This is a genomic window from Sphingomonas sp. ABOLE (assembly GCF_003950455.1).
Lineage (GTDB): Bacteria > Pseudomonadota > Alphaproteobacteria > Sphingomonadales > Sphingomonadaceae > Sphingomonas > Sphingomonas trueperi.
Genome location: NZ_QQWY01000008.1, coordinates 18,132 through 36,503, shown reverse-complemented (window position 1 = coordinate 36,503; position 18,372 = coordinate 18,132). Strand labels below are relative to the sequence as shown.

Below are 18,372 nucleotides of genomic sequence, written 5' to 3'. Positions count from 1 at the left end.
CGGCCGCACCTTGGTGAGATCCACCCTGTCCGCGATGGACAAGGAAAAGGCCGCAACCTCGCGTCGGAGGTTGCGGCCTTTCTTGTAGCTCCGGCCCACCGTTGCCGGCGGGCAGGGCCGGTATCAGGCGGCGGCGGCGGTGTCCGCGTTAACCGCGATGCGGCGCTCCATCATTTCGATGCGCGCAGCGTCTTCTGCCGCGATCTTGGTGTAATAGTCGCGCTTGTTCTTGAGCCAGAGCAGCTCGAACTCGACCGCATTCGCGATGCCTTCGGCGAGCGACTTGCTGGTCGCGGCTTCACCGTCGAAGATCACCTTGCGGGTCTCGAACCGGTCGAGGCGAACCGCGCGGAACTCGCGCAGTGCGTCGATCGCGTCCATCGACACCGAACCGCCGACGACCAGCTCCAGATCGTTGTTGACGCATGCCTGGGCGACCTGCAGCACCGCCTCGGTGATGCTCTGCTCGTTCACCGCGGTGCGGGCCATGCCGCGCGACAGGGTGAAGTCAACCCGGCCGAACACGATGCCGTCGACATTGCCCTTCGCCAGCGGTACGATGTCGTCGAGATTGTCGAGCGTGGTCTGGGTTTCCAGGTTGAACAGGAACTCGGTACGCTCCTCGTTCGGGCCGTGGGTCTTGTTCTTCGCATCGATGAACTTCGACAGCGCGTAGCGCGTCTCGACCATCGGTGCGATGACATAGTCGATGCCGTAGATCTTGGTCGAGAGCAGATCGGAAACCGCTTCGCAACCACCGATCTTCAGCGCGACCTTGAGGTCCGCGCGCTGCGCCAGTTCGAGGAGCCGGAGGAACTCGTCCGGCCGCGTGCCCTCCGCTTCGAACTCTGCCTTCACGGCAACGACACCGTAATGGTCGCGCCCCTTCTTGAGGCAATCAAGCATCTTACGCTCATTCGGAGTCACAAGGATTTTCCTTTAGCAGTCAACAAACGAAAGCCGGGGCGAACCCGGGGGTATCGGATCGATCGTGGTGGAACATGGTTAACAAACCCCCTAGCCGCGCTTCGCACGCACCGACCAGGCCGTGCCCTGCGGCCGATCAACCCAAACCCAAATGCCGTTGCACGTGCTGTGGCTTCACATTGCAACATTATTTGGCGATATTCGTTGGACCCCGTTTCGCCGTTGGTCAATGCAGAAAACAGCGGGCGCTTTCGAATTTGCGGCAATCGGTGGCGGTACCGGAGTAGTTCTCGCGGCGCGGCACGGTTCCGTTTCGCTCGTGCATCACGTCCACCTGTCCGTCATCGGCGCGACGGAGAAGATGCCGCAATGTGGCATAGTTACAATGGCAATAAAGGCCGGCGCGTCCGTCATCTGTTGCTGCCCCCGTCGACCATGTGCCGCTACGGCAAGGACCTGCCGTAGAAGAGTTGGCGGCGCTTCATGCTCGCCTCATGCGGGTTTCGTGAGGATCCCCGATATCGACGATCCCGACCTACGCGAACGTGCGATGGAGAAGCTGGCGGCGCTGACCCTGGCGGCGGCCTGCACCCGCATTGACAAACCGCCCCGCACATGTGTCTATTGGATCCAATAGCGTGCTCGACACGAGGAGAGGAAATGAGTCGATCCCCCCAGATGCAGGATATCGCGTCACCCTGGCCCCTCCACGCGTGGTATGTCGCGGCGGCAGCCGACGAGCTTGCCGATCGCCCGCTCGGGCGTACCATCTGCGGCCAGCCCATGGTGTTCTTCCGCGGTGCCGAAGGGCAGGTGGTCGCGCTCGAGGATTTCTGCCCGCATCGCGGTGCGCCGCTCTCGCTCGGCTTCGTGCGCGACGGTGAGCTGGTCTGCGGCTATCACGGGCTGGTGATGGGCTGCGCCGGGCGCGCCACGGCGATGCCGGGCCAGCGGGTCGAGAAGTTCGCCGGCATCCGTCGCTTCGCGGTGATCGAGCGTTACGGCTTTCTCTGGGTTTGGCCGGGCGATGCGGAAACCGCCGATCCTGCCAGGCTCCATCACCTCGCCTGGGCCGAAAGCCCCGATTGGGCCTATGGCGGCGGCTATTACCACATCGCCTGCGACTATCGGCTGATGGTCGACAATCTGATGGACCTCACCCACGAAACCTATGTCCACAGCACCAGCATCGGCCAGAAGGAGATCGACGAGGCACCGGTCGAGACGCTGATCGAGGGCGAGCAGGTGGTCACCCGCCGCTTCATGGACGGGATCGAGGCGCCGCCCTTCTGGAAGATGGCGCTGCGCGGCGCCGGGCTGCCCGACGACCAGCCGGTCGATCGCTGGCAGATCTGCCGCTTTACCTTGCCGAGCCATGTGCTGATCGAAGTGGGCGTCGCGCTTGCCGGCAAGGGCGGCTATCATGCCGAGGATCGCTGGAAGGCGGCGAGCACCGTCGTCGACTTCATTACCCCCGAGACCGAGACCTCGCACCATTATTTCTGGGGCATGGCGCGGCGCTTCGCGGTGGCGGACAGCGCGCTGACCGACACGATCCGCGCGGGCCAGGGCAAGATCTTCGGCGAGGATCTCGAGATGCTCGAGCGCCAGCAGGCCAATCTGCTGCGCTATCCCGAGCGCCGGCTGATGAAGCTCAACATCGATGCGGGCGGGGTACGCTCGCGGCTGATGATCGAACGCGCGATCGCCGCCGAGCAGGCAACGCCGGTCGACGCAGCCGCCTAGGCCCTTGGCGGGGCGCCGCGTCGATGCTTTAAGCGCCGGCGATGGACAAGCCTGCCAAGCCGGGCCAGCAGGTGCTGGCCGCGCTCCGCCGCATGATTGCCGACGGCACGATCAAGCCGGGCGCACGCATCGCCGAGATCCCCACCGCCGCCGCGCTGGGTGTCTCGCGCATGCCGGTGCGCACTGCGCTGCGCGCACTGGAGCATGAGGGGCTGGTCGAGAAGCTCGGCGCGCGCGGCTATACCCCCCGTGCGGTGGACGCCGCCGCGATCACCGGCGCGATCGAGGTGCGCGGCGTGCTCGAAGGGCTGGCGGCGCGTCGGGTCGCGGAGCGCGGGCTGACGGAGGCGGAGGCGGCGCAGCTGGAGGCCATCCTGGCGGAGGGCGACGCGCTGTTCGCCAAGGGCCATTTGGCCGAAGGCGATCTCGACGGCTTCTACCGCTACAATCTCGCCTTTCACGACCTGCTGATCGCGGCGAGCGGCAATCCCTCGATCGCGCTGGCGCTCGGCCGCAACAACCATCTGCCCTTCGCCTCGGCCGCGGCGCTGGCGCTCGACTGGGACGACCTCGAAGGCGAGTACCGCCACCTACGCGCGGCGCATCAGGAGCATCGCGCGGTGTTCGAGGCGCTCCGCACCGGCGACGCCGAGCGCGCCGAGCGGCTGATGCGCGGCCACGCGGCGGTGGCGGTCGCCAACCGCCGGGCGTTCCGCATGCTGGCGGGATAGGACAGCCTCAGGCCAGCTGCTCGTCCGGCCAGACTTCGGTGTCGACCTGCGCCTGCGCCTCCCGGGCATAGCGCGGGCCGGCGGCGGCGTCGGGCGGGAACAGCGCGTCGACCTGGGCGAGCAGCTCGGGCGCCACCGGATGGGCGAAGGTGCCGAGCAGGTCGTCGAGATGGTCGATCCGGGTCGTACCGGGGATCGGCACGATGAACTCCCGGCGCGACAGCAGCCACGCCATGCACAATTGCGCCATCGAGCAGCCCGCCGCCTCGGCAATCGCGCGGAAGCGCGCGGCCATGTCGAGGTTGCGGGCGAGGTTCTCGCCCTGGAAGCGCGGCATGCCGCGACGCAGGTCACCCTCGGGCACGCCCTCGGCCGAGATTCCGCCGGCGAGCAGCCCGCGCGCGACCGGCGAAAAGGCGACGAAGCCGGTGCCGAGCTCGGTGCAGGCATCGAGCACCGCGATCTCGGGGTTGCGTGTCCAGGGCGAATATTCGGTCTGCATCGCCGCGATCGGATGCACGGCGTGCGCGCGCCGCAGCGTCGCCGCCGACATCTCCGAAAGCCCGATCGCGCCGATCTTGCCCGCCTCCACGGCGCGGGCGAGCGCGCCGACCGACTCCTCCACCGGCACCTTGGGGTCGAGCCGGTGCATGTAATAGAGGTCGATATGCTCGGTGTTCAGTCGGTGGAGCGAGTCCTCCAGCGTGCGGGTGATCGCTTCCGGGCTGCCGTCGATCCCGCGCTTGCCGTCCGATCCGCCGAGCACGCATTTGCTCGCCAGCGTGAAGTCCCCCCGGCGATGCATCACCGTGCGGCCGAGCAGTTCCTCGTTCGCGCCGAAGCCGTAGAGCGCGGCGGTGTCGAGGAAGGTCACGCCCGCATCCAGCGCATGGAGCAGCAGCCGTTCGGCATCGGCCGCGTCGGGGCGCGGCAGATAGGCGTGGCTGAGGTTCATGCAGCCAAGCCCGATCGCCGAGACGGTGAAGGGGCCGATCTTGCGGGTGGGCAGCGTCGTCATGGTCAGAGCGGCAATCCTACATAGTTTTCGGCGATCGTCGTCTGTGCCGCGCGCGACGTGGCAATATAGTCCAGGTCGGCCAGCTGCATCCGGCGATCGAACGCATCGGTCTCCGGAAAACGATGCATCAGCTTGGTCAGTTGCCACGAGAAGCGCTCGGATTTCCAGACCCGTGCGAGCGCCTTTTGCGAATAGCCGCCGATCGCGTCCTGGTCGCCGTGCCGATAGTGGCGGACCAGCGCCTCGGAGAGATAGTGCACGTCCGAGGCGGCGAGGTTGAGCCCCTTGGCGCCGGTGGGCGGCACGATGTGCGCGCTGTCGCCGGCGAGCAGCAGCCGGCCGTGGCGCATCGGCTCGAAAACGAAGGAGCGCAAGGGCGCGATCGACTTCTCGATCGCCGGGCCGCGGGTGAGGCTGGCTGCGGCCTCGGGGCCGAGGCGCACCGCCAGCTCGTCCCACAGCCGGTCGTCGGGCCAGTCGCCGAGGTCCTCGTCGAGCGGCACCTGGATGTAATAGCGGCTGCGCGTCGCCGAGCGCATCGAGGCGAGCGCGAAGCCGCGGTCGTGGTTGACGTAGATCAGCTCGTGATGGCAGGGCGGCACATCGGCAAGGATGCCGAGCCAGCCGAACGGATAGAGTTTTTCGTAGGCGGCGCCGACGCTGGCCGGCACCGCCTTGCGCGAGGGCCCGTGGAAGCCGTCGCAGCCGCAGATAAAGTCCGCATCGATCCGCTCGGCGCGGCCGTCCTGGCTGTAGGTTAGGTACGGCGCGTCGCTTTCGAGATCGTGCAGCGCTACATCGGCGGCGCCGTAGAGCACCTGGAGCCCGCGCGCTGGGGCGGCTTCCATCAGGTCGCGGGTCAGCTCGGTCTGGCCGTAGACCAGCACATGGTGACCGGTGAGCTCGGTGACGGGAATGCGGATCAGCCGGTCGCCATCGGCGAGCGCGAAGCCGTCATGCGGCAGGCCCTCGCGGTGCATGCGGCCGGCGAGACCGACCCGCTCCATCAGCATCGTCGCGGTGCGCTCCAGCACGCCGGCGCGGATGCGGCCCAGGACATAGTCCGGCGTGGCGCGCTCGACGACGACCACGTCGATGCCTTCCGCCCGCAGCAAATGGCCGAGCAGCAACCCTGCAGGGCCTGCGCCGATGATCGCAACCTGTGTCCGCATGGGAGCCTCTCCACGTTTCTTGTTGCGCAGCATGGTGCCGAGGCGCGCAACGGTGCGTGAGGGACACGTCAACCTTTTGCTTGGACGATTCGCCCGGCCGTGTAACGCTCCTTCCATGCGCGCGCGGAGCCCGGTCCCGGCCTTTTATCTCTATGGCGAGCCGCAGCGGGGCGTCGCCGAGGGGTTCGTCCATGTCGAGGATCTCGACGATCGCTCGCGGCCGAGCGAATGGACGATACGCCCGCATCTCCACCGCGATCTCCACCATGTGATCCTGATCGCCGAGGGCGGCGGCGCGATGACCGCCGAGGCCGAGACGGTGACGTTCGCGGCGCCTGCGCTGCTGCTGGTGCCGGCCGCGATCGTCCATGGCTTTGGCTGGCATCAGGAGTCGCGCGGCTGGGTCTGCACCCTCGCCGACGCCTATTTCGCCCAGCTGGCGATGCGCGATCCGGCGCTCGACGGTCTGTTCCGGATGCCGCGAGCGCTGCCGCTGACCGAAGGCGAGGGGGAGGCGATCGCCGCGGCGCTCGGCGAGGTCCAGCGCGAGCTCAGTTGGTCGGCGCCCGGCCAGCGCGCGGCGGTGGAAGCGGCGCTGCTCGCGATCCTGGTGCGCAGCCTGCGCTGCGGCGGGGCGGCGGCAGCGCGGGGGAGCGGCAGCCGGCGCGAGGCGGAGGTGGTGGCGCGGCTGCGCGCGCGGATCGAGGCGCGGTTTCGCCTGCGCGAGCCCGTCGGCGTCCATGCCCGCGCGCTGGGGGTGAGCGTCACCGCGCTGCGCCTCGCCTGCAGCCGGGTCGCGGGCAGCAGCCCCGCGGCGATGCTCGATGCGCGGGCATTGCTCGAGGCGCGGCGGCTGCTGCTCTATTCGAACCTGTCGGTCAGCGAGGTCGCCGACGCGGTGGGGTTCGAGGACCCGGCCTATTTCTCGCGCTTCTTTGCGCGGCATGTGGGTGCCCCGCCGCGCGCCTTTCGCGAGCGGGGTGGGGCCTCAGTCGCGCGCTAGGACCTCGCGATACAGCGCGATGTAGCGATCGGCCATCGCCTCCACCGAGAAGCGCGCCTCGATGGCGCACCGGCAGGCGGCGCGATCGATCGCTCCAACGCGTTCGACCGCCTCCACCGCGTCGTCGGCCGAGGCGACGAGCAGCCCGGTTTGGCCGTCGTCGATCAGCTCGGGCATCGAGCCGCGCCGCACCGCGATCACCGGGGTGCCGCAGGCCATCGCCTCGATCACCGACAGGCCGAAGGGCTCGTCGAAATTGATCAGGTGGAGCAGCGCGCGGGCGCTGCCGAGTGCGCGGATGCGGGCCTCGCCGCCGACCGGGCCGTGATAGACGATCCGGTCGTCGAGGTGCGGCTGGACCTCGCGCTCGAAATAGCCCTGGTCCTGGACGATGCCGTAGAGGTCGAGCCGGCGGCCGGTCGCCTGGGCGACGGCGATCGCTTCGGCCGCGCCCTTGTCCGGGTGCATGCGGCCGAAGAACAGCAGGTCGTCGCTGCCGTCGGCGTCGAAGGCGAATTCGTCGAGCCGGATGCCGTGGTGGATGGTCGCGGCATAGCGCAGCGCCGGGTGGCGATCGGCATCCGAGATCGCGACATAGTGCACGCGGTCCTCGAACGGCTTGTACATCGGCAGGATGCGCTCGGAGGAGAAGCCGTGGATCGTCGTCACCATCGGCGTGTCGATCAGCGAGGCATAGGCGTGGGCGGGGAAATCGGCCTGGTTGTGGATCAGGTCGAACTCGGCGGCGCGGGCGAAGAGGTGCGACTGGTGGGCATATTCCCATACCTTCGCGTCGATCGCCGGATCTTCCTCGTAGCCGCGCGGCACGACGCCGGCGAGGCGCGCGGTGGTGATGGAGTCCTGGGTGGCGAACAGGGTGACGTCGACGCCCTTGGCGACCAGCGCCTCGGTGAGCAGGCTCGTCACCAGCTCCCAGGGGCCATAATGCCGCGGCGGGGTGCGCCAGGCGATCGGCGCGAGCATCGCGATCTTCATGCGGCGGGCCCGCTTGTGCGCAAAGCGTCACCGTGCCCCTGCGAAAGCAGGGGCGCAGGGTTGGAGAGCGAATCGCGCGTGGCTCTGGGCCCCTGCTTTCGCAGGGGCACGGGTGGGTTGATCATGCGAGCAGGATGCCTTGGTTCGGGGCGAGGGGGAGGGGGGAGCCCTCCACGCGAAGGTCATGGCGGGGCGTGGTGAGGACCGGCGCCAGCGCGGCGGCCCATGCCGGCAGCGCCAGCGTCTGCGGTGCATCGGACAGGTTGAGCGCTACCAGCACGCGCGTGTCGCCATGCCGGCGTTCGTAGGCGAGCACCGCGCCGTCGCTCGACACCGCGTGCCAGCTGCCAACCGACAGCGCCGGATGCGCCCGCCGCAGCTGAAGCAGCGCGCGGGTGAAGCTCAGCATCGACCCCGCCGCGTCGCGCTGCGCCATCACGTTGCGCTCCGCCCAATCGGGATTGAGCGGCAGCCAGGGCTCGACGCTGCTGAACCCGGCATGCGCGCTGGCATCCCAGGGCATCGGCGTGCGGACCTCGTCGCGGTTGAACGCGGTGTCGGGCTCGCGCAGCGCCTGCGGGTCGCGTACCCGGTCGGGCGGGATGGCGACGTTGGACATGCCGAGCTCGTCGCCCTGGTACAAGGTCGGCGTACCGCGCAGCGTGAGCAGCAGCATCATCGCCACCGCTGCCTGGTCCGGCCCTACGCGCGAGGCGACGCGCGGCTTGTCGTGGTTGCCGAGCACCCAGTTGGGCCAGCCATTGGCCGGCAGCGCGCCCTCATAGTCCGTAATCAGCCCGGCCAGCGCCGCGGCATCCCAGCGTGCGTCGAGCAGATGGAAGTTGAAGGGCAGGTGCACGCCGTTGCCGCCCTCGCCATAATAGGCGACGAGGCGCGGGATCGGCAGGTAGATCTCGCCGATCAGTACGCGCTCGGGATAGGCCTCCGCCACCTCGCGCATCGCGGCGATGATCTCCATCATCTCGGGCTGGTCGGCGGAATGGACCGGCAGCAGCCGCTCGATGTCCTGCATGCCTTCGCGCCAGTCCGGATTGGCGGGGTTGTCGGGGAAGTCCGGGTGCTTGATCGCGAGCCACAGCACGTCGATGCGGAAGCCGTCGACGCCGCGATCGAACCAGAAACGCATCGCATCGAGCATTGCCGCGCGCAGATCGGGGTTGCGCCAGTTGAGCTCGGGCTGCTCCTTGAGGAACTGGTGGAGATAATATTGGCCCGTGTCCGCGTCCCATTCCCAGGCGCTGCCGCCGAAATAGCTCTGCCAGTTGTTCGGCGGCCCGCCATCTGCGGCAGGGTCGCGCCAGATATACCAGTCGCGCTTGGGGTTCTCGCGCGAGGACCGGCTTTCGCGGAACCAGGGATGTTCGCTCGAGCTGTGGTTGGGCACGAAATCGAGCAGCAGCTTCAGGCCGCGGGCATGGGCTGCGTCACGCAGGGCATCGAAGTCGGCGAGCGTGCCGAAGCGCGGATCGATCCCGCAATAATCCGCCACGTCGTAGCCGAAATCGGCCATCGGCGAGGGGAAGATCGGCGACAGCCACACCGCGTCGACGCCGAGATCGACCAGATAGTCGAGCCGCGCGGTCACGCCCGCCAGGTCGCCGATGCCGTCGCCGTTCGAGTCGTTGAACGAGCGCGGATAGACCTGGTAGATCACGCCCGTCTGCCACCAGCGTGGTTCGGTCATTGGGGGTTCCTCGTGAAAATTCCTCCCCGGAACGGGGAGGGGGACCATGCGCAGCATGGTGGAGGGGCCGTCGCGGCACGCGGCGGTGGTCCGGCGCGCGTCCTCCGCACCGCGCCTGCGGCGCGGCCCCTCCACCACCGCCTTCGGCGGCGGTCCCCCTCCCCGTGCCGGGGAGGAATTGCAGGGCCATTCACCGGAAACGCGCCTTGGGAATATGCGTGATCCGGCAGGCCAGATCCGCCTCGCCGCTCGCGACGATGTAGCGCTCGCCCGCATCCACCAGCCCGGTGGTGAACACCACCGGGGTCGGCAGATACAGCTGGTGCGCGATGTCCGCGGTGAGCGCCGGATTGGCCTCCAGCAGCGGCACCGCATCCTCCTGCCGCAGGATGACGCTGGGATCGTCGCGGTCGAGCAGTGCCCAGAAGCTGCGATAGATGCCGACCGCGTCGCGCTTCTCCACCCCGTGATAGATCAGCAGCCAGCCCGCCTCGGTCAGCACCGGCTGGCTGCCGCCGCCGATCCGCTGGTTCGAGGTCGAGCCCTTGCGCGTGCGGAGGCCGGGCTGGTCCAGTGGCTTCCAATGCAGCCCGTCGGGCGAGCGGGCGAGATTGATCGAGGGGCCACCCAGCCAGGGCGAGTCGTCCGGATAGGCGAAATAGACCTCGCCCAGCGGCCGGGTGAGTGCGTGGAAGAAGCCGTCGATGCGGCCCTCGAACAGCAGCATGTCCTTGTTCTGGTGGTCGAGCACCACCCCGAGCAGCTCCCAGTCGAGGCCGTTCGAAGAGCGGTACATCGCGGTGCAGTGCCGCTCGGCCGAGACGCCGCATACCGTCATCCAATAGGTGCCGTCGATCAACGTGATCCGCGCATCCTCGACACCGTAATCGAGATAGCTGGCCGAGGGCGCGATCGCCTTGTCGTAATGCACCGCCACCACCGTGCGGGCATCGGCATCCAGCTCCACCGGCAACAGCCAGGAGAGCGAGGTAAGCCCGAGCAGCCGCGGATTGCGGTCCTTGAGCGCGAACTGGCGCGGATCGGCCATGTCGAGCCCCGCGACGGCATGCGCGTCGAGCACATAGCCCGAAGGCGTCCAGCGAATGGCGCGGGCATGCCCGTCCACCACCGGATCGCGCAGCGCCTCGGCCACGCGCACCATCAGCAGCAGATTGCCGTTCGGCAGCCGCGCGAAGCCGGGGTTGAAGGCGCCAAGGACATAGGTCGCCTCGTCCACCCCGGCGCGCAGCGGCGAGCGGGTCAGGTCGACATCGTCGGGCCGGAAGATCAGATAATCGTCGCTCAAGCGCTTGCCCCCTCGGGTTTCACGCCCAGCAACGGGGTCAGGCCCCGGGGGTTCCGGCTTCAGCGCCGGCTTCCTGGGCCTGGCGGTGGTGCCGGATCACCTCGTCGATGATGAAGCGCAGGAATTTCTCGGAAAATTCGGGGTCGAGATCGGCATCCTGCGCCAGCGCGCGCAGCCGGGCGATCTGCGCCTCCTCGCGGCCGGGATCGGCGGGCGGCAGCCCGGATTCGGCCTTGTAGCGCCCCACCGCCTGGGTCACCTTGAACCGCTCGGCGAGCATGAAGACGAGCGCCGCATCGATATTGTCGATGCTCTGGCGATAGCGGGTCAGCGTCGCGTCGGTCATGCGAATCTCCTTTGCCGCTGCGGCACGGCCATGCAAGCACCTCTTGCCTTTGCAATGCACAAAGGCCAGAGGCTCGTTGCATATGAGCGCAACCGTCCACCGCCTGGGCTCGCGAACCCAGCCTTCGCTCGATCCGATCATGGCGCTGGTCGCCCAGGACATGAACCTGGTGAACGCGGTGATCCTCGATCGCATGCAGTCCGAGATCCCGCTGATCCCCGAACTCGCCGGCCATCTGATCGCCGGCGGCGGCAAGCGGATGCGGCCGATGCTGACGCTCGCCAGCGCTCGGCTGCTCGGCTATTCGGGCACGCGCCACCACAAGCTGGCGGCGGCAGTGGAGTTCATCCACACCGCGACGCTGCTGCATGACGACGTGGTCGACAGCTCGGACCTGCGCCGCGGCCGCCGCACCGCCAACATCATCTGGGGCAATCCCGCCAGCGTGCTGGTCGGCGACTTCCTGTTCAGCCGCTCGTTCGAGCTGATGGTCGAGGCCGAAAGCCTCAAGGCGCTGCACATCCTGTCGAACGCCAGCGCGGTGATCGCCGAGGGCGAAGTCAACCAGCTCACCGCGGTGCGCCGGATCGACCTGTCCGAGGATCGCTATCTCGATATCATCGGCGCCAAGACCGCCGCGCTGTTCGCCGCCGCCTGCCGGGTGGCGGGCGTGGTCGCCGAGCGTCCGGAGGCCGAAGAGCTCGCGCTCGACGCCTATGGCCGCAACCTGGGCATCGCCTTCCAGCTGGTCGACGACGCGATCGACTATGTCTCGGACGCGTCGACGATGGGCAAGGATGCCGGCGACGACTTCCGCGAAGGCAAGATGACGCTGCCGGTGATCCTCGCCTATGCGCGTGGCACCGAGGCGGAACGCGGCTTCTGGAAGGAAGCGATCTCCGGCCGCCGCATCGCGGACGAGGATTTCGCCGAGGCGATCCGGCTGGTGCAGAGCTGCCGTGCGGTGGACGACACGCTCGCCCGTGCTCGCCATTACGGCCAGCGCGCGATCGATGCGCTGGGCGGCTTCCGCGCCTGCGAGGCGAAGGACGCGATGGTCGAGGCGGTCGAATTCGCGGTGGCGCGCGCCTACTGACGCGCGCCGACCGGAGCATTTCCGAGTGGATCGCTTGCGATCCAAGGCTCGGGAAATGCGACCATCAAAAAGCTTCCGGGGATTACGCCTCGGTCGACTTTTCTTCGCCCTCGTCCTCGTCGACTTCGAGCGCGTCTTCCTCGTCCATGTCGAGCACTTCCTCGATGCCCTCGACGATCAGGTCGAGCTGCTCGTAGCTCGCCGTCATCTCGATCGTCTCACCGTCCTCGTCCTCGAGGTGGAGGGTGTAATCGCCGTCGCTGTCCGGGGTGATGGTGAACTGGGAAAGGATTCGTGCCATGTCGCGCTCCTCTGGCGGTGAGTCCGCCTAACCACGCTTGTCCCGAATGGTTGCAGCCGAATGACGTCACCCCTGCCGATCCACGCTGTTTTGCCGGCGCTGCTCGATGCGCTGCGGGTGGCGAGCAATGCGGTGCTGGTCGCGCCGCCGGGGGCAGGCAAGACCACGGCGGTGGCCCCGGCGCTGCTCGGCGAGGCCTGGTGCACCGGCGAAATCCTGCTGCTCTCCCCGCGCAGGCTCGCGGCGCGCGCGGCGGCGGAGCGGATGGCGGCGCTGGCGGGCGAAAGCGTCGGCAAGACCTTCGGCTATGCCACGCGGATGGACAGCAAGCGCTCGGCCGCGACGCGGGTGACGGTGGTCACCGAGGGCATTTTCGTCAACCGCATCCAGGCCGATCCCGAGCTGGCGGGCGTCTCCGCCGTACTGTTCGACGAGGTGCATGAACGCAGCCTCGACAGCGATTTCGGCCTTGCGTTGGCGCTCGATGCGCAGGGTGCGCTGCGGCCGGACCTGCGGCTGGTCGCGATGTCGGCGACGCTCGACGGCACCCGCTTCTCCGGGCTGATGGGCGATGCGCCGGTGGTGGAGAGCGAAGGCCGCAGCTTCCCGCTGACGCTGCGCCATCTCGGCCGCGCGGCCGAGGCGCGGATCGAGGATTCGGTCGCGGGCGCGGTGCGGCAGGCGTTGCGCGAGGAGGAGGGGGGCATCCTCGCCTTTTTGCCGGGCGTGGCCGAGATCGAGCGGACTGCGGAGCGGCTGGGCGACATCGGCGGCGCGATGCTCCACCGGCTGCACGGCAGCCTGGAGCCCGCCGCGCAGCGCGCCGCGATCGCGCCCGATCCCGAGGGGCGGCGCAAGATCGTGCTGGCGACCTCGATCGCCGAGACCTCGCTGACGCTCGACGGCATCCGGGTGGTGGTCGATTCGGGGCTGGCGCGCCGCCCGCGCTACGATCGCGCGGCGGGGATGACGCGGCTGGTTACCGAGCGGGCGAGCCAGGCGGCGGTGACCCAGCGCGCCGGGCGTGCCGCGCGGCAGGGGCCGGGTACGGCGTATCGGCTGTGGGAGGAGGCGGCGACCGCGGGGCTGCCGCGCTTCGATCCGCCGGAGATTTTGGAAGCCGATCTGTCGGCGCTGATGCTCGATTGCGCGCTTTGGGGCGTGACCGATCCCCGCCAGCTCGCCTGGCTCGATCCGCCGCCCGAGGCTGCGATCGCCGAGGCGCGGGCGCGGCTGGGGGCGCTGGAAGCGATCGACCCCGACGGCCGCCCGACCGAACATGGCAAGGCGATCGCCCGCCTGCCGCTGCCGCCACGCCTCGGCCACATGCTGGTGCGCGCCAGCGAGCGGGGCATGGCACGGACGGCGGCGGCGGTGGCGGTGCTGCTCGGCGAGCGCGGGCTGGGGGGCAGTGATGCCGACCTCGAACTGCGGTTGCGCCGGTGGAAGGGCGAGCGCGGCCAGAGGGCCGAGAATGCGCGGCGGCTGGCCGAACGCTGGAGCAAGCTGGTCCCCGCTGCTGCAAGTGGGAGGGGGCTAGGGGGTGGGCCCCCGCGCTTCCCAAGCGATTCCGGTGCCGATGCCGGGGGCCCACCCCCCGGCCCCCTCCCGCGCGCAGGAGGGGGAGCGCAGGGAGAAGAGGTCGCCCTCTGCGTGGCGCTCGCCTTCCCCGATCGCGTCGCCAGGCGCCGCGACGGCTCGGGAGAAACCTGGGCGTCGGTCGGCGGGCGCGGGTTCAAGCTCGATTCGACCTCGCCGCTCGCCCGCGCCGACTGGCTCGCGGTGGCCGAGACGCAGGGCATGGCCGCGGGCGCGCGCATTCTCTCCGCCGCGCCGATGGACGCCGCCACGGTCGAATCGCTGTTCGCCGACCGCATCGGGACCCGCCGCACCGTCAGATTCGATCCCGCCACCGGCCGCATCGAGGCGCTGCGCGAACGGCGGCTCGGCGCCGTCCGCCTCTCCGGCGGCAGCGACTCGGGCGCGACGCCCGCCGAAATCGAATCGGCGCTGCTGGAGGGCGTGCGCACCCATGGCCTCCACCTGCTCCCCTGGTCCGCCACCGCGCAGGCGCTACGCACCCGCGGCGCCTATGCCGGGATCGCGGCGCTGACCGACGAAGCGCTGATCGCCACGCTCGACGACTGGCTGCCCGCCGCGCTGGAGGGCAAGCGCCGGCTCGATGCGGTGAGCCCCGAATCGCTCACCCAGGCGCTGCAGAACCTGCTCGGCTGGGACGGGCAGAAGACGCTCGACCGCCTCGCGCCCGCACGCTTCGAGACGCCTGCCGGCTCGTCCCACGCGATCGACTATGCCGCCGAAGCCGGTCCCACGGTGGAAGTACGCGTCCAGGCGCTGTTCGGCCTCGCCGAGCATCCGATGATCGGCGGCAATGTGCCCTTGGTGCTCAGCCTCACCTCGCCCGCAGGGCGCCCGATCCAGACGACGCGCGACCTGCCGGGCTTCTGGAAGGGCAGCTGGGCGGCGGTCGCCAAGGAAATGCGCGGCCGTTATCCCCGCCATCCCTGGCCCGAGGATCCGGCGGCGGCCTCCGCAACGCTACGGACGAAAAACGCTGATGCAAGGGCGCGCGGGGCGCGCTAAAGGATGGCCCCATGAAGTCCGCTCGCATCTATCAGCGCGTCAAGAACGCGATGCAGTCCGGCCGCGCCCGGACCGACAACTGGGTCCTCGAGTTCGAGCCGCACACGCCGCAGCGGCCCGATCCGCTGACCGGCTGGGCCGGCGGCGGCGAGACCGCGAACCAGGTCCGCATTTCCTTCCCGACGCTGGAGGCGGCCAAGGACTATGCCGAGCGCGAAGGCTATGCCTATCACGTCGTGCCGGCACCGCAGCGCAAGCTCAAGCTGCAGGCCTACGCCGACAATTTCCGCTGATCGCCGCTGCTTCCCTCGCCCGGCGGGGGAAGCGACCGTTGACGATGCAGGGCAGGGGGGCGGCGCTTACGCCAGCCCCTCGACCATTTCCGCCAGCTCCAGCCAGCGCATTTCGGCCGCGTCCTTCTCCTCGCGGAGCTTGGCGATTCCCTCGCTCAGCTTGGCGAACTTCGCCGGATCCTTGGTGTAGAGCGCCGGATCGGCCAGCAGCGCCTCGTCGCGGGCGATCGTCTGGTCGATCTCCTCGATGCGCTTGGGCAGCAGCTCGTAGTCGCGCTGGTCCTTGTAGCTGAGCTTGGTGCGTGCCTTGGGCGCCTCGGGAGCCGGTGCAGCAGCCGCCGGCTTGCTCGTCTTCTTCGGCTCGATCCTCGGGCGCCGCTTGGCTTCCCAATCGGCATAGCCGCCGACCACCACGTCGACCGTGCCGCTGCCGTCTAGGCCCAGCGTCACCGTGACGGTGCGGTCGAGAAAGTCGCGGTCGTGGCTGACGATCAGCACCGTGCCGGCATAATCGGCGATTACTTCCTGCAAAAGGTCGAGCGTCTCGAGATCGAGATCGTTGGTCGGCTCGTCGAGCACCAGCAGGTTGGACGGCCGCGCGAACTCGCGCGCGAGCAGCAGGCGCGAGCGCTCGCCGCCCGACAGCGTGCCGATCCGTGCCTCGGCGATGCTGGGGTCGAACAGGAATTCCTTGAGATAGCCATGGACGTGCTTGCGCGCGCCCTGCACGTCGATCCAGTCGCCGCCGTCGGCCAGCACCTCGCGCACCCGCTTGTCGGGCGCCATCAGGCTGCGCTGCTGGTCGATGATGATCGCATCGAGCGTCTGGGAGAGCTTGACCGTGCCCTCGTCGGGCTGGAGCTCGCCGGTGAGCATCTTGAGCAACGTGGACTTGCCCGCGCCGTTCGACCCGACGATGCCGATCCGGTCGCCCTTGGTGACGCGGAAGGTCAGGTCCTTGATGATCGTCCGCTCGCCGAAGCGCTTGGTGACGTGCTTGGCGTCGATCACCACCTTGGTCTGGTTGCCGTCCGAGGCGGTGGCGAGTGCGGCGGTGCCCTGCGGGCCCACCATGCCGGCGCGCTCGGCCCGCATTTCCTTCAGCTTGGCGAGGCGGCCCTGGTTGCGGCGACGGCGGCCGGTGACGCCGCGCTGGAGCCAATGCTCCTCGATCTTGAGCTTGGCGTCGAGCCGCTGGGCGTTGCGCTCCTCCTCGGCATAGACCTGCTCGGTCCATGCCTCGAACCCGCCAAAGCCGATCTCGGCGCGGCGGATGGAACCGCGATCGAGCCACAGCGTCTGGCGCGTGAGGCGGGTGAGGAAGGTACGATCGTGGCTGATGACGACGAAGGCGCCCTTGTAGCGCGTCAGCCAGTCTTCCAGCCATTCGATCGCGCCGAGATCGAGATGGTTGGTCGGCTCGTCGAGCAGCAGCACGTCGGGGTCCTGCGCCAGCGCGCGGGCGATGGCGGCGCGGCGACGCTCGCCGCCCGAGGCGGTGGCCGCCTCGCGCGACAGGTCGATGCCCAGCTGGTCGGCGATCGCCTCGGCCTCGTGCCGGGCGGGAGCGTCGTCGCCGGAGAGGACATAGTCCATCAGCGTGGTGCAGCCGGCCATGCGCGGTTCCTGCTCCAGCAGGATGACGCGGGTGCCGGGCACGATGGTGCGGCGGCCCTCATCGCTGTCGATCGCGCCGGCGATCAGCTTGAGCAAGGTCGTCTTGCCCGCGCCGTTGCGGCCGATCAGCGCGAGCCGATCGCGTTCGCCGACATGCAGGTCGAGATTGCGGAAAAGCCAGCCGGATCCCTGAACGAGACCCAGCCCTTCATAGGAAAGCACCGGAGCAGCCATGGTGCAGCACCTAGGAGGCGGCGGGCCTCCCCGCAAGCGGCCAGGCATGGCGGACCGCGATGCACCCATGCCACAATTGCCGAACCGCGACTGACGTTCATGTTCAGGGGCTATTCAATGCCCGGACCCTATGCCATTCCGATGCCGATGTTGGTCAAACCCGTTCTGATCGCGTGTCTTGCGAGCCTCGCGCTCACGAGCCCGGTCCTCGCGCGCCCGATCGGCGCGGAGCAGGATGACGGCCAGCGTGCGGCGCGCGAGCGGCGGCTTCGCGGCCAGAATCTGCCCGCGCGCGAGATCGAGCGGCGGGTGATCCCGAAGATGCCGGGCGCGCAATATCTCGGGTTCGACTATGATCCCGAGCACGACGTTTACACGCTCAAGTTCCTGCGCAATGGATCGGTGATCTGGGTGGAGGTGGACGGCCATACCGGCCAGGTCCTCCGCCGCATGGGCAGCTAGAGCAGACAGAATTAGAGCACACAGAAAAGGACGGGACAGCGAATGCGACTTCTGATCGTCGAGGACGAACCCAATCTCGGGATCCAGCTGCGCACCGCGCTCGAGGGCGCGGGCTATGCCGTCGACCTCGCGACCGACGGCGAGGAAGGCCATTTCCTCGGCTCGACCGAGCAATATGACGCGATCATCCTCGACCTCGGCCTGCCCGAGATCGACGGGCTGACCGTGCTCGATCGCTGGCGCAAGGAAGGCCGCACCATGCCGGTGCTGGTGCTCACCGCGCGCGACAGCTGGTCGGACAAGGTGGCGGGGCTCGATGCCGGCGCCGACGACTATGTCGCCAAGCCGTTCCAGACCGAGGAGCTGATCGCCCGGCTGCGCGCGCTGATCCGCCGCGCCTCGGGCAACGCCTCGGCCGAGCTGACCGCGGGCGACATCCGGCTCGACACGCGTTCGGGCAAGGTCACCAAGGCGGGCGAGCCGGTGAAGCTGACCGCGCAGGAATACAAGCTGCTCAGCTACCTGCTCCACCACAAGGGCAAGGTGGTGAGCCGCACCGAACTGATCGAGCATATCTACGACCAGGATTTCGACCGCGATTCGAACACCATCGAAGTGTTCGTCACGCGCATCCGCAAGAAGCTGGGCGCCGACGTGATCACCACCATCCGCGGCCTGGGCTACAGCCTCGACGAAGCCAGCTTTACCTGAGGCCGGGTGGGTGGAGGCCGAGCCGATTTCCAGCGACGAGGCTTCGCCCGCGCCTGGCGAGTTCGAGCCGCGCGAACGCCGGCCGGTGCGCGTCACCGGCTCGG

17 protein-coding genes are annotated in these 18,372 nt (G+C 68.9%); 8 read left to right on the top strand and 9 right to left on the bottom strand.

The features are described 5' to 3' along the window. Positions 1-123: 123 nt before the first annotated feature. Positions 124-906, bottom strand: coding sequence for an aldolase/citrate lyase family protein (locus CA234_RS06840; protein WP_126001209.1), 783 nt, complete (start codon positions 904-906; stop codon positions 124-126). Positions 907-1,587: 681 nt separating this feature from the next. Between CA234_RS06840 and CA234_RS06835 the strand changes: the two genes are divergently transcribed. Both CA234_RS06835 and CA234_RS06830 read left to right on the top strand, forming a co-directional pair. Beyond that, entirely contained in the window at positions 1,588-2,673 is a 1,086-nt protein-coding gene (locus CA234_RS06835; RefSeq protein WP_206431109.1) for an aromatic ring-hydroxylating dioxygenase subunit alpha, read from the top strand. A 41-nt stretch (positions 2,674-2,714) separates the two neighbouring features. Beyond that, on the top strand, positions 2,715-3,404 hold the full coding sequence (locus CA234_RS06830) for a GntR family transcriptional regulator (RefSeq protein WP_126001208.1): 690 nt from the start codon (positions 2,715-2,717) through the stop codon (positions 3,402-3,404). A 7-nt stretch (positions 3,405-3,411) separates the two neighbouring features. Here the strand turns inward: CA234_RS06830 and CA234_RS06825 are convergent, their stop codons facing one another. Both CA234_RS06825 and pobA read right to left on the bottom strand, forming a co-directional pair. Continuing rightward, entirely contained in the window at positions 3,412-4,422 is a 1,011-nt protein-coding gene (locus CA234_RS06825; protein ID WP_126001207.1) for an aldo/keto reductase, read from the bottom strand. Between the two features lie 2 nt (positions 4,423-4,424). Beyond that, entirely contained in the window at positions 4,425-5,594 is a 1,170-nt protein-coding gene (pobA, locus tag CA234_RS06820; RefSeq protein ID WP_126001206.1) for a 4-hydroxybenzoate 3-monooxygenase, read from the bottom strand. Positions 5,595-5,709: 115 nt separating this feature from the next. On the opposite strand from pobA, the gene CA234_RS06815 reads away from it, so the two are divergent. Continuing rightward, on the top strand, positions 5,710-6,597 hold the full coding sequence (locus tag CA234_RS06815; protein ID WP_126001205.1) for a helix-turn-helix domain-containing protein: 888 nt from the start codon (positions 5,710-5,712) through the stop codon (positions 6,595-6,597). Here CA234_RS06815 and CA234_RS06810 read toward each other — a convergent pair. From CA234_RS06810 to CA234_RS06795, 4 genes are all read right to left on the bottom strand, one after another. Next, positions 6,583-7,593, bottom strand: a complete 1,011-nt coding sequence (locus CA234_RS06810) for a glycosyltransferase family 4 protein (protein ID WP_126001204.1) — start codon at positions 7,591-7,593, stop codon at positions 6,583-6,585. The two genes, CA234_RS06815 and CA234_RS06810, sit on opposite strands and share 15 nt — an antisense overlap. 121 nt (positions 7,594-7,714) lie before the next feature. Continuing rightward, a complete protein-coding gene (locus CA234_RS06805; protein WP_126001203.1) occupies positions 7,715-9,298 on the bottom strand; it encodes an alpha-amylase family glycosyl hydrolase in 1,584 nt (527 codons plus the stop codon). 190 nt (positions 9,299-9,488) lie between these two features. Further along, on the bottom strand, positions 9,489-10,604 hold the full coding sequence (locus CA234_RS06800) for a glycosidase (protein WP_126001202.1): 1,116 nt from the start codon (positions 10,602-10,604) through the stop codon (positions 9,489-9,491). A gap of 37 nt (positions 10,605-10,641) precedes the next feature. Next, the gene (locus CA234_RS06795) at positions 10,642-10,950 is read right to left on the bottom strand and encodes a chorismate mutase (RefSeq protein WP_125973852.1); all 309 of its coding nucleotides are present in this window, start codon (positions 10,948-10,950) and stop codon (positions 10,642-10,644) included. 82 nt (positions 10,951-11,032) lie between these two features. Between CA234_RS06795 and CA234_RS06790 the strand changes: the two genes are divergently transcribed. Continuing rightward, positions 11,033-12,046, top strand: coding sequence for a polyprenyl synthetase family protein (locus tag CA234_RS06790; protein ID WP_125973850.1), 1,014 nt, complete (start codon positions 11,033-11,035; stop codon positions 12,044-12,046). 82 nt (positions 12,047-12,128) lie between these two features. Here the strand turns inward: CA234_RS06790 and CA234_RS06785 are convergent, their stop codons facing one another. Next, positions 12,129-12,347 carry a hypothetical protein gene (locus CA234_RS06785; RefSeq protein ID WP_125973848.1) on the bottom strand — a complete coding sequence of 73 codons (219 nt, stop codon included), beginning with the start codon at positions 12,345-12,347 and terminating at the stop codon, positions 12,129-12,131. A gap of 60 nt (positions 12,348-12,407) precedes the next feature. Here CA234_RS06785 and hrpB point away from each other — a divergent pair, with 60 nt between their 5' ends. Next, positions 12,408-14,951, top strand: a complete 2,544-nt coding sequence (hrpB, locus tag CA234_RS06780) for an ATP-dependent helicase HrpB (RefSeq protein WP_126001201.1) — start codon at positions 12,408-12,410, stop codon at positions 14,949-14,951. An 11-nt stretch (positions 14,952-14,962) separates the two neighbouring features. Next, a complete protein-coding gene (locus CA234_RS06775; RefSeq protein WP_084584007.1) occupies positions 14,963-15,244 on the top strand; it encodes an ETC complex I subunit in 282 nt (93 codons plus the stop codon). 66 nt (positions 15,245-15,310) lie between these two features. Here CA234_RS06775 and CA234_RS06770 read toward each other — a convergent pair whose 3' ends face one another. Further along, positions 15,311-17,095: an ATP-binding cassette domain-containing protein gene (locus CA234_RS06770; RefSeq protein WP_126001200.1), complete on the bottom strand. Its 1,785-nt coding sequence runs from the start codon at positions 17,093-17,095 to the stop codon at positions 15,311-15,313. 117 nt (positions 17,096-17,212) lie between these two features. Here CA234_RS06770 and CA234_RS06765 point away from each other — a divergent pair, with 117 nt between their 5' ends. Beyond that, on the top strand, positions 17,213-17,557 hold the full coding sequence (locus CA234_RS06765) for a hypothetical protein (protein WP_125973842.1): 345 nt from the start codon (positions 17,213-17,215) through the stop codon (positions 17,555-17,557). 42 nt (positions 17,558-17,599) lie between these two features. Next, positions 17,600-18,268 (top strand): response regulator transcription factor, encoded by a 669-nt coding sequence (locus CA234_RS06760; protein ID WP_064310484.1) that lies wholly within the window; start codon positions 17,600-17,602, stop codon positions 18,266-18,268. Positions 18,269-18,372: the final 104 nt, after the last annotated feature.

Bases quoted from the DNA above. Each gene is read 5' to 3' on its own strand.
- CA234_RS06840 (WP_126001209.1), bottom strand. From the start codon at position 906: ATGCTTGATTGCCTCAAGAAGGGGCGCGACCATTACGGTGTCGTTGCC.
- CA234_RS06835 (WP_206431109.1), top strand. From the start codon at position 1,588: ATGAGTCGATCCCCCCAGATGCAGGATATCGCGTCACCCTGGCCCCTC.
- CA234_RS06830 (WP_126001208.1), top strand. From the start codon at position 2,715: ATGGACAAGCCTGCCAAGCCGGGCCAGCAGGTGCTGGCCGCGCTCCGC.
- CA234_RS06825 (WP_126001207.1), bottom strand. From the start codon at position 4,422: ATGACGACGCTGCCCACCCGCAAGATCGGCCCCTTCACCGTCTCGGCG.
- pobA (WP_126001206.1), bottom strand. From the start codon at position 5,594: ATGCGGACACAGGTTGCGATCATCGGCGCAGGCCCTGCAGGGTTGCTG.
- CA234_RS06815 (WP_126001205.1), top strand. From the start codon at position 5,710: ATGCGCGCGCGGAGCCCGGTCCCGGCCTTTTATCTCTATGGCGAGCCG.
- CA234_RS06810 (WP_126001204.1), bottom strand. From the start codon at position 7,593: ATGAAGATCGCGATGCTCGCGCCGATCGCCTGGCGCACCCCGCCGCGG.
- CA234_RS06805 (WP_126001203.1), bottom strand. From the start codon at position 9,298: ATGACCGAACCACGCTGGTGGCAGACGGGCGTGATCTACCAGGTCTAT.
- CA234_RS06795 (WP_125973852.1), bottom strand. From the start codon at position 10,950: ATGACCGACGCGACGCTGACCCGCTATCGCCAGAGCATCGACAATATC.
- CA234_RS06790 (WP_125973850.1), top strand. From the start codon at position 11,033: ATGAGCGCAACCGTCCACCGCCTGGGCTCGCGAACCCAGCCTTCGCTC.
- CA234_RS06785 (WP_125973848.1), bottom strand. From the start codon at position 12,347: ATGGCACGAATCCTTTCCCAGTTCACCATCACCCCGGACAGCGACGGC.
- hrpB (WP_126001201.1), top strand. From the start codon at position 12,408: ATGACGTCACCCCTGCCGATCCACGCTGTTTTGCCGGCGCTGCTCGAT.
- CA234_RS06775 (WP_084584007.1), top strand. From the start codon at position 14,963: ATGAAGTCCGCTCGCATCTATCAGCGCGTCAAGAACGCGATGCAGTCC.
- CA234_RS06770 (WP_126001200.1), bottom strand. From the start codon at position 17,095: ATGGCTGCTCCGGTGCTTTCCTATGAAGGGCTGGGTCTCGTTCAGGGA.
- CA234_RS06765 (WP_125973842.1), top strand. From the start codon at position 17,213: ATGCCCGGACCCTATGCCATTCCGATGCCGATGTTGGTCAAACCCGTT.
- CA234_RS06760 (WP_064310484.1), top strand. From the start codon at position 17,600: ATGCGACTTCTGATCGTCGAGGACGAACCCAATCTCGGGATCCAGCTG.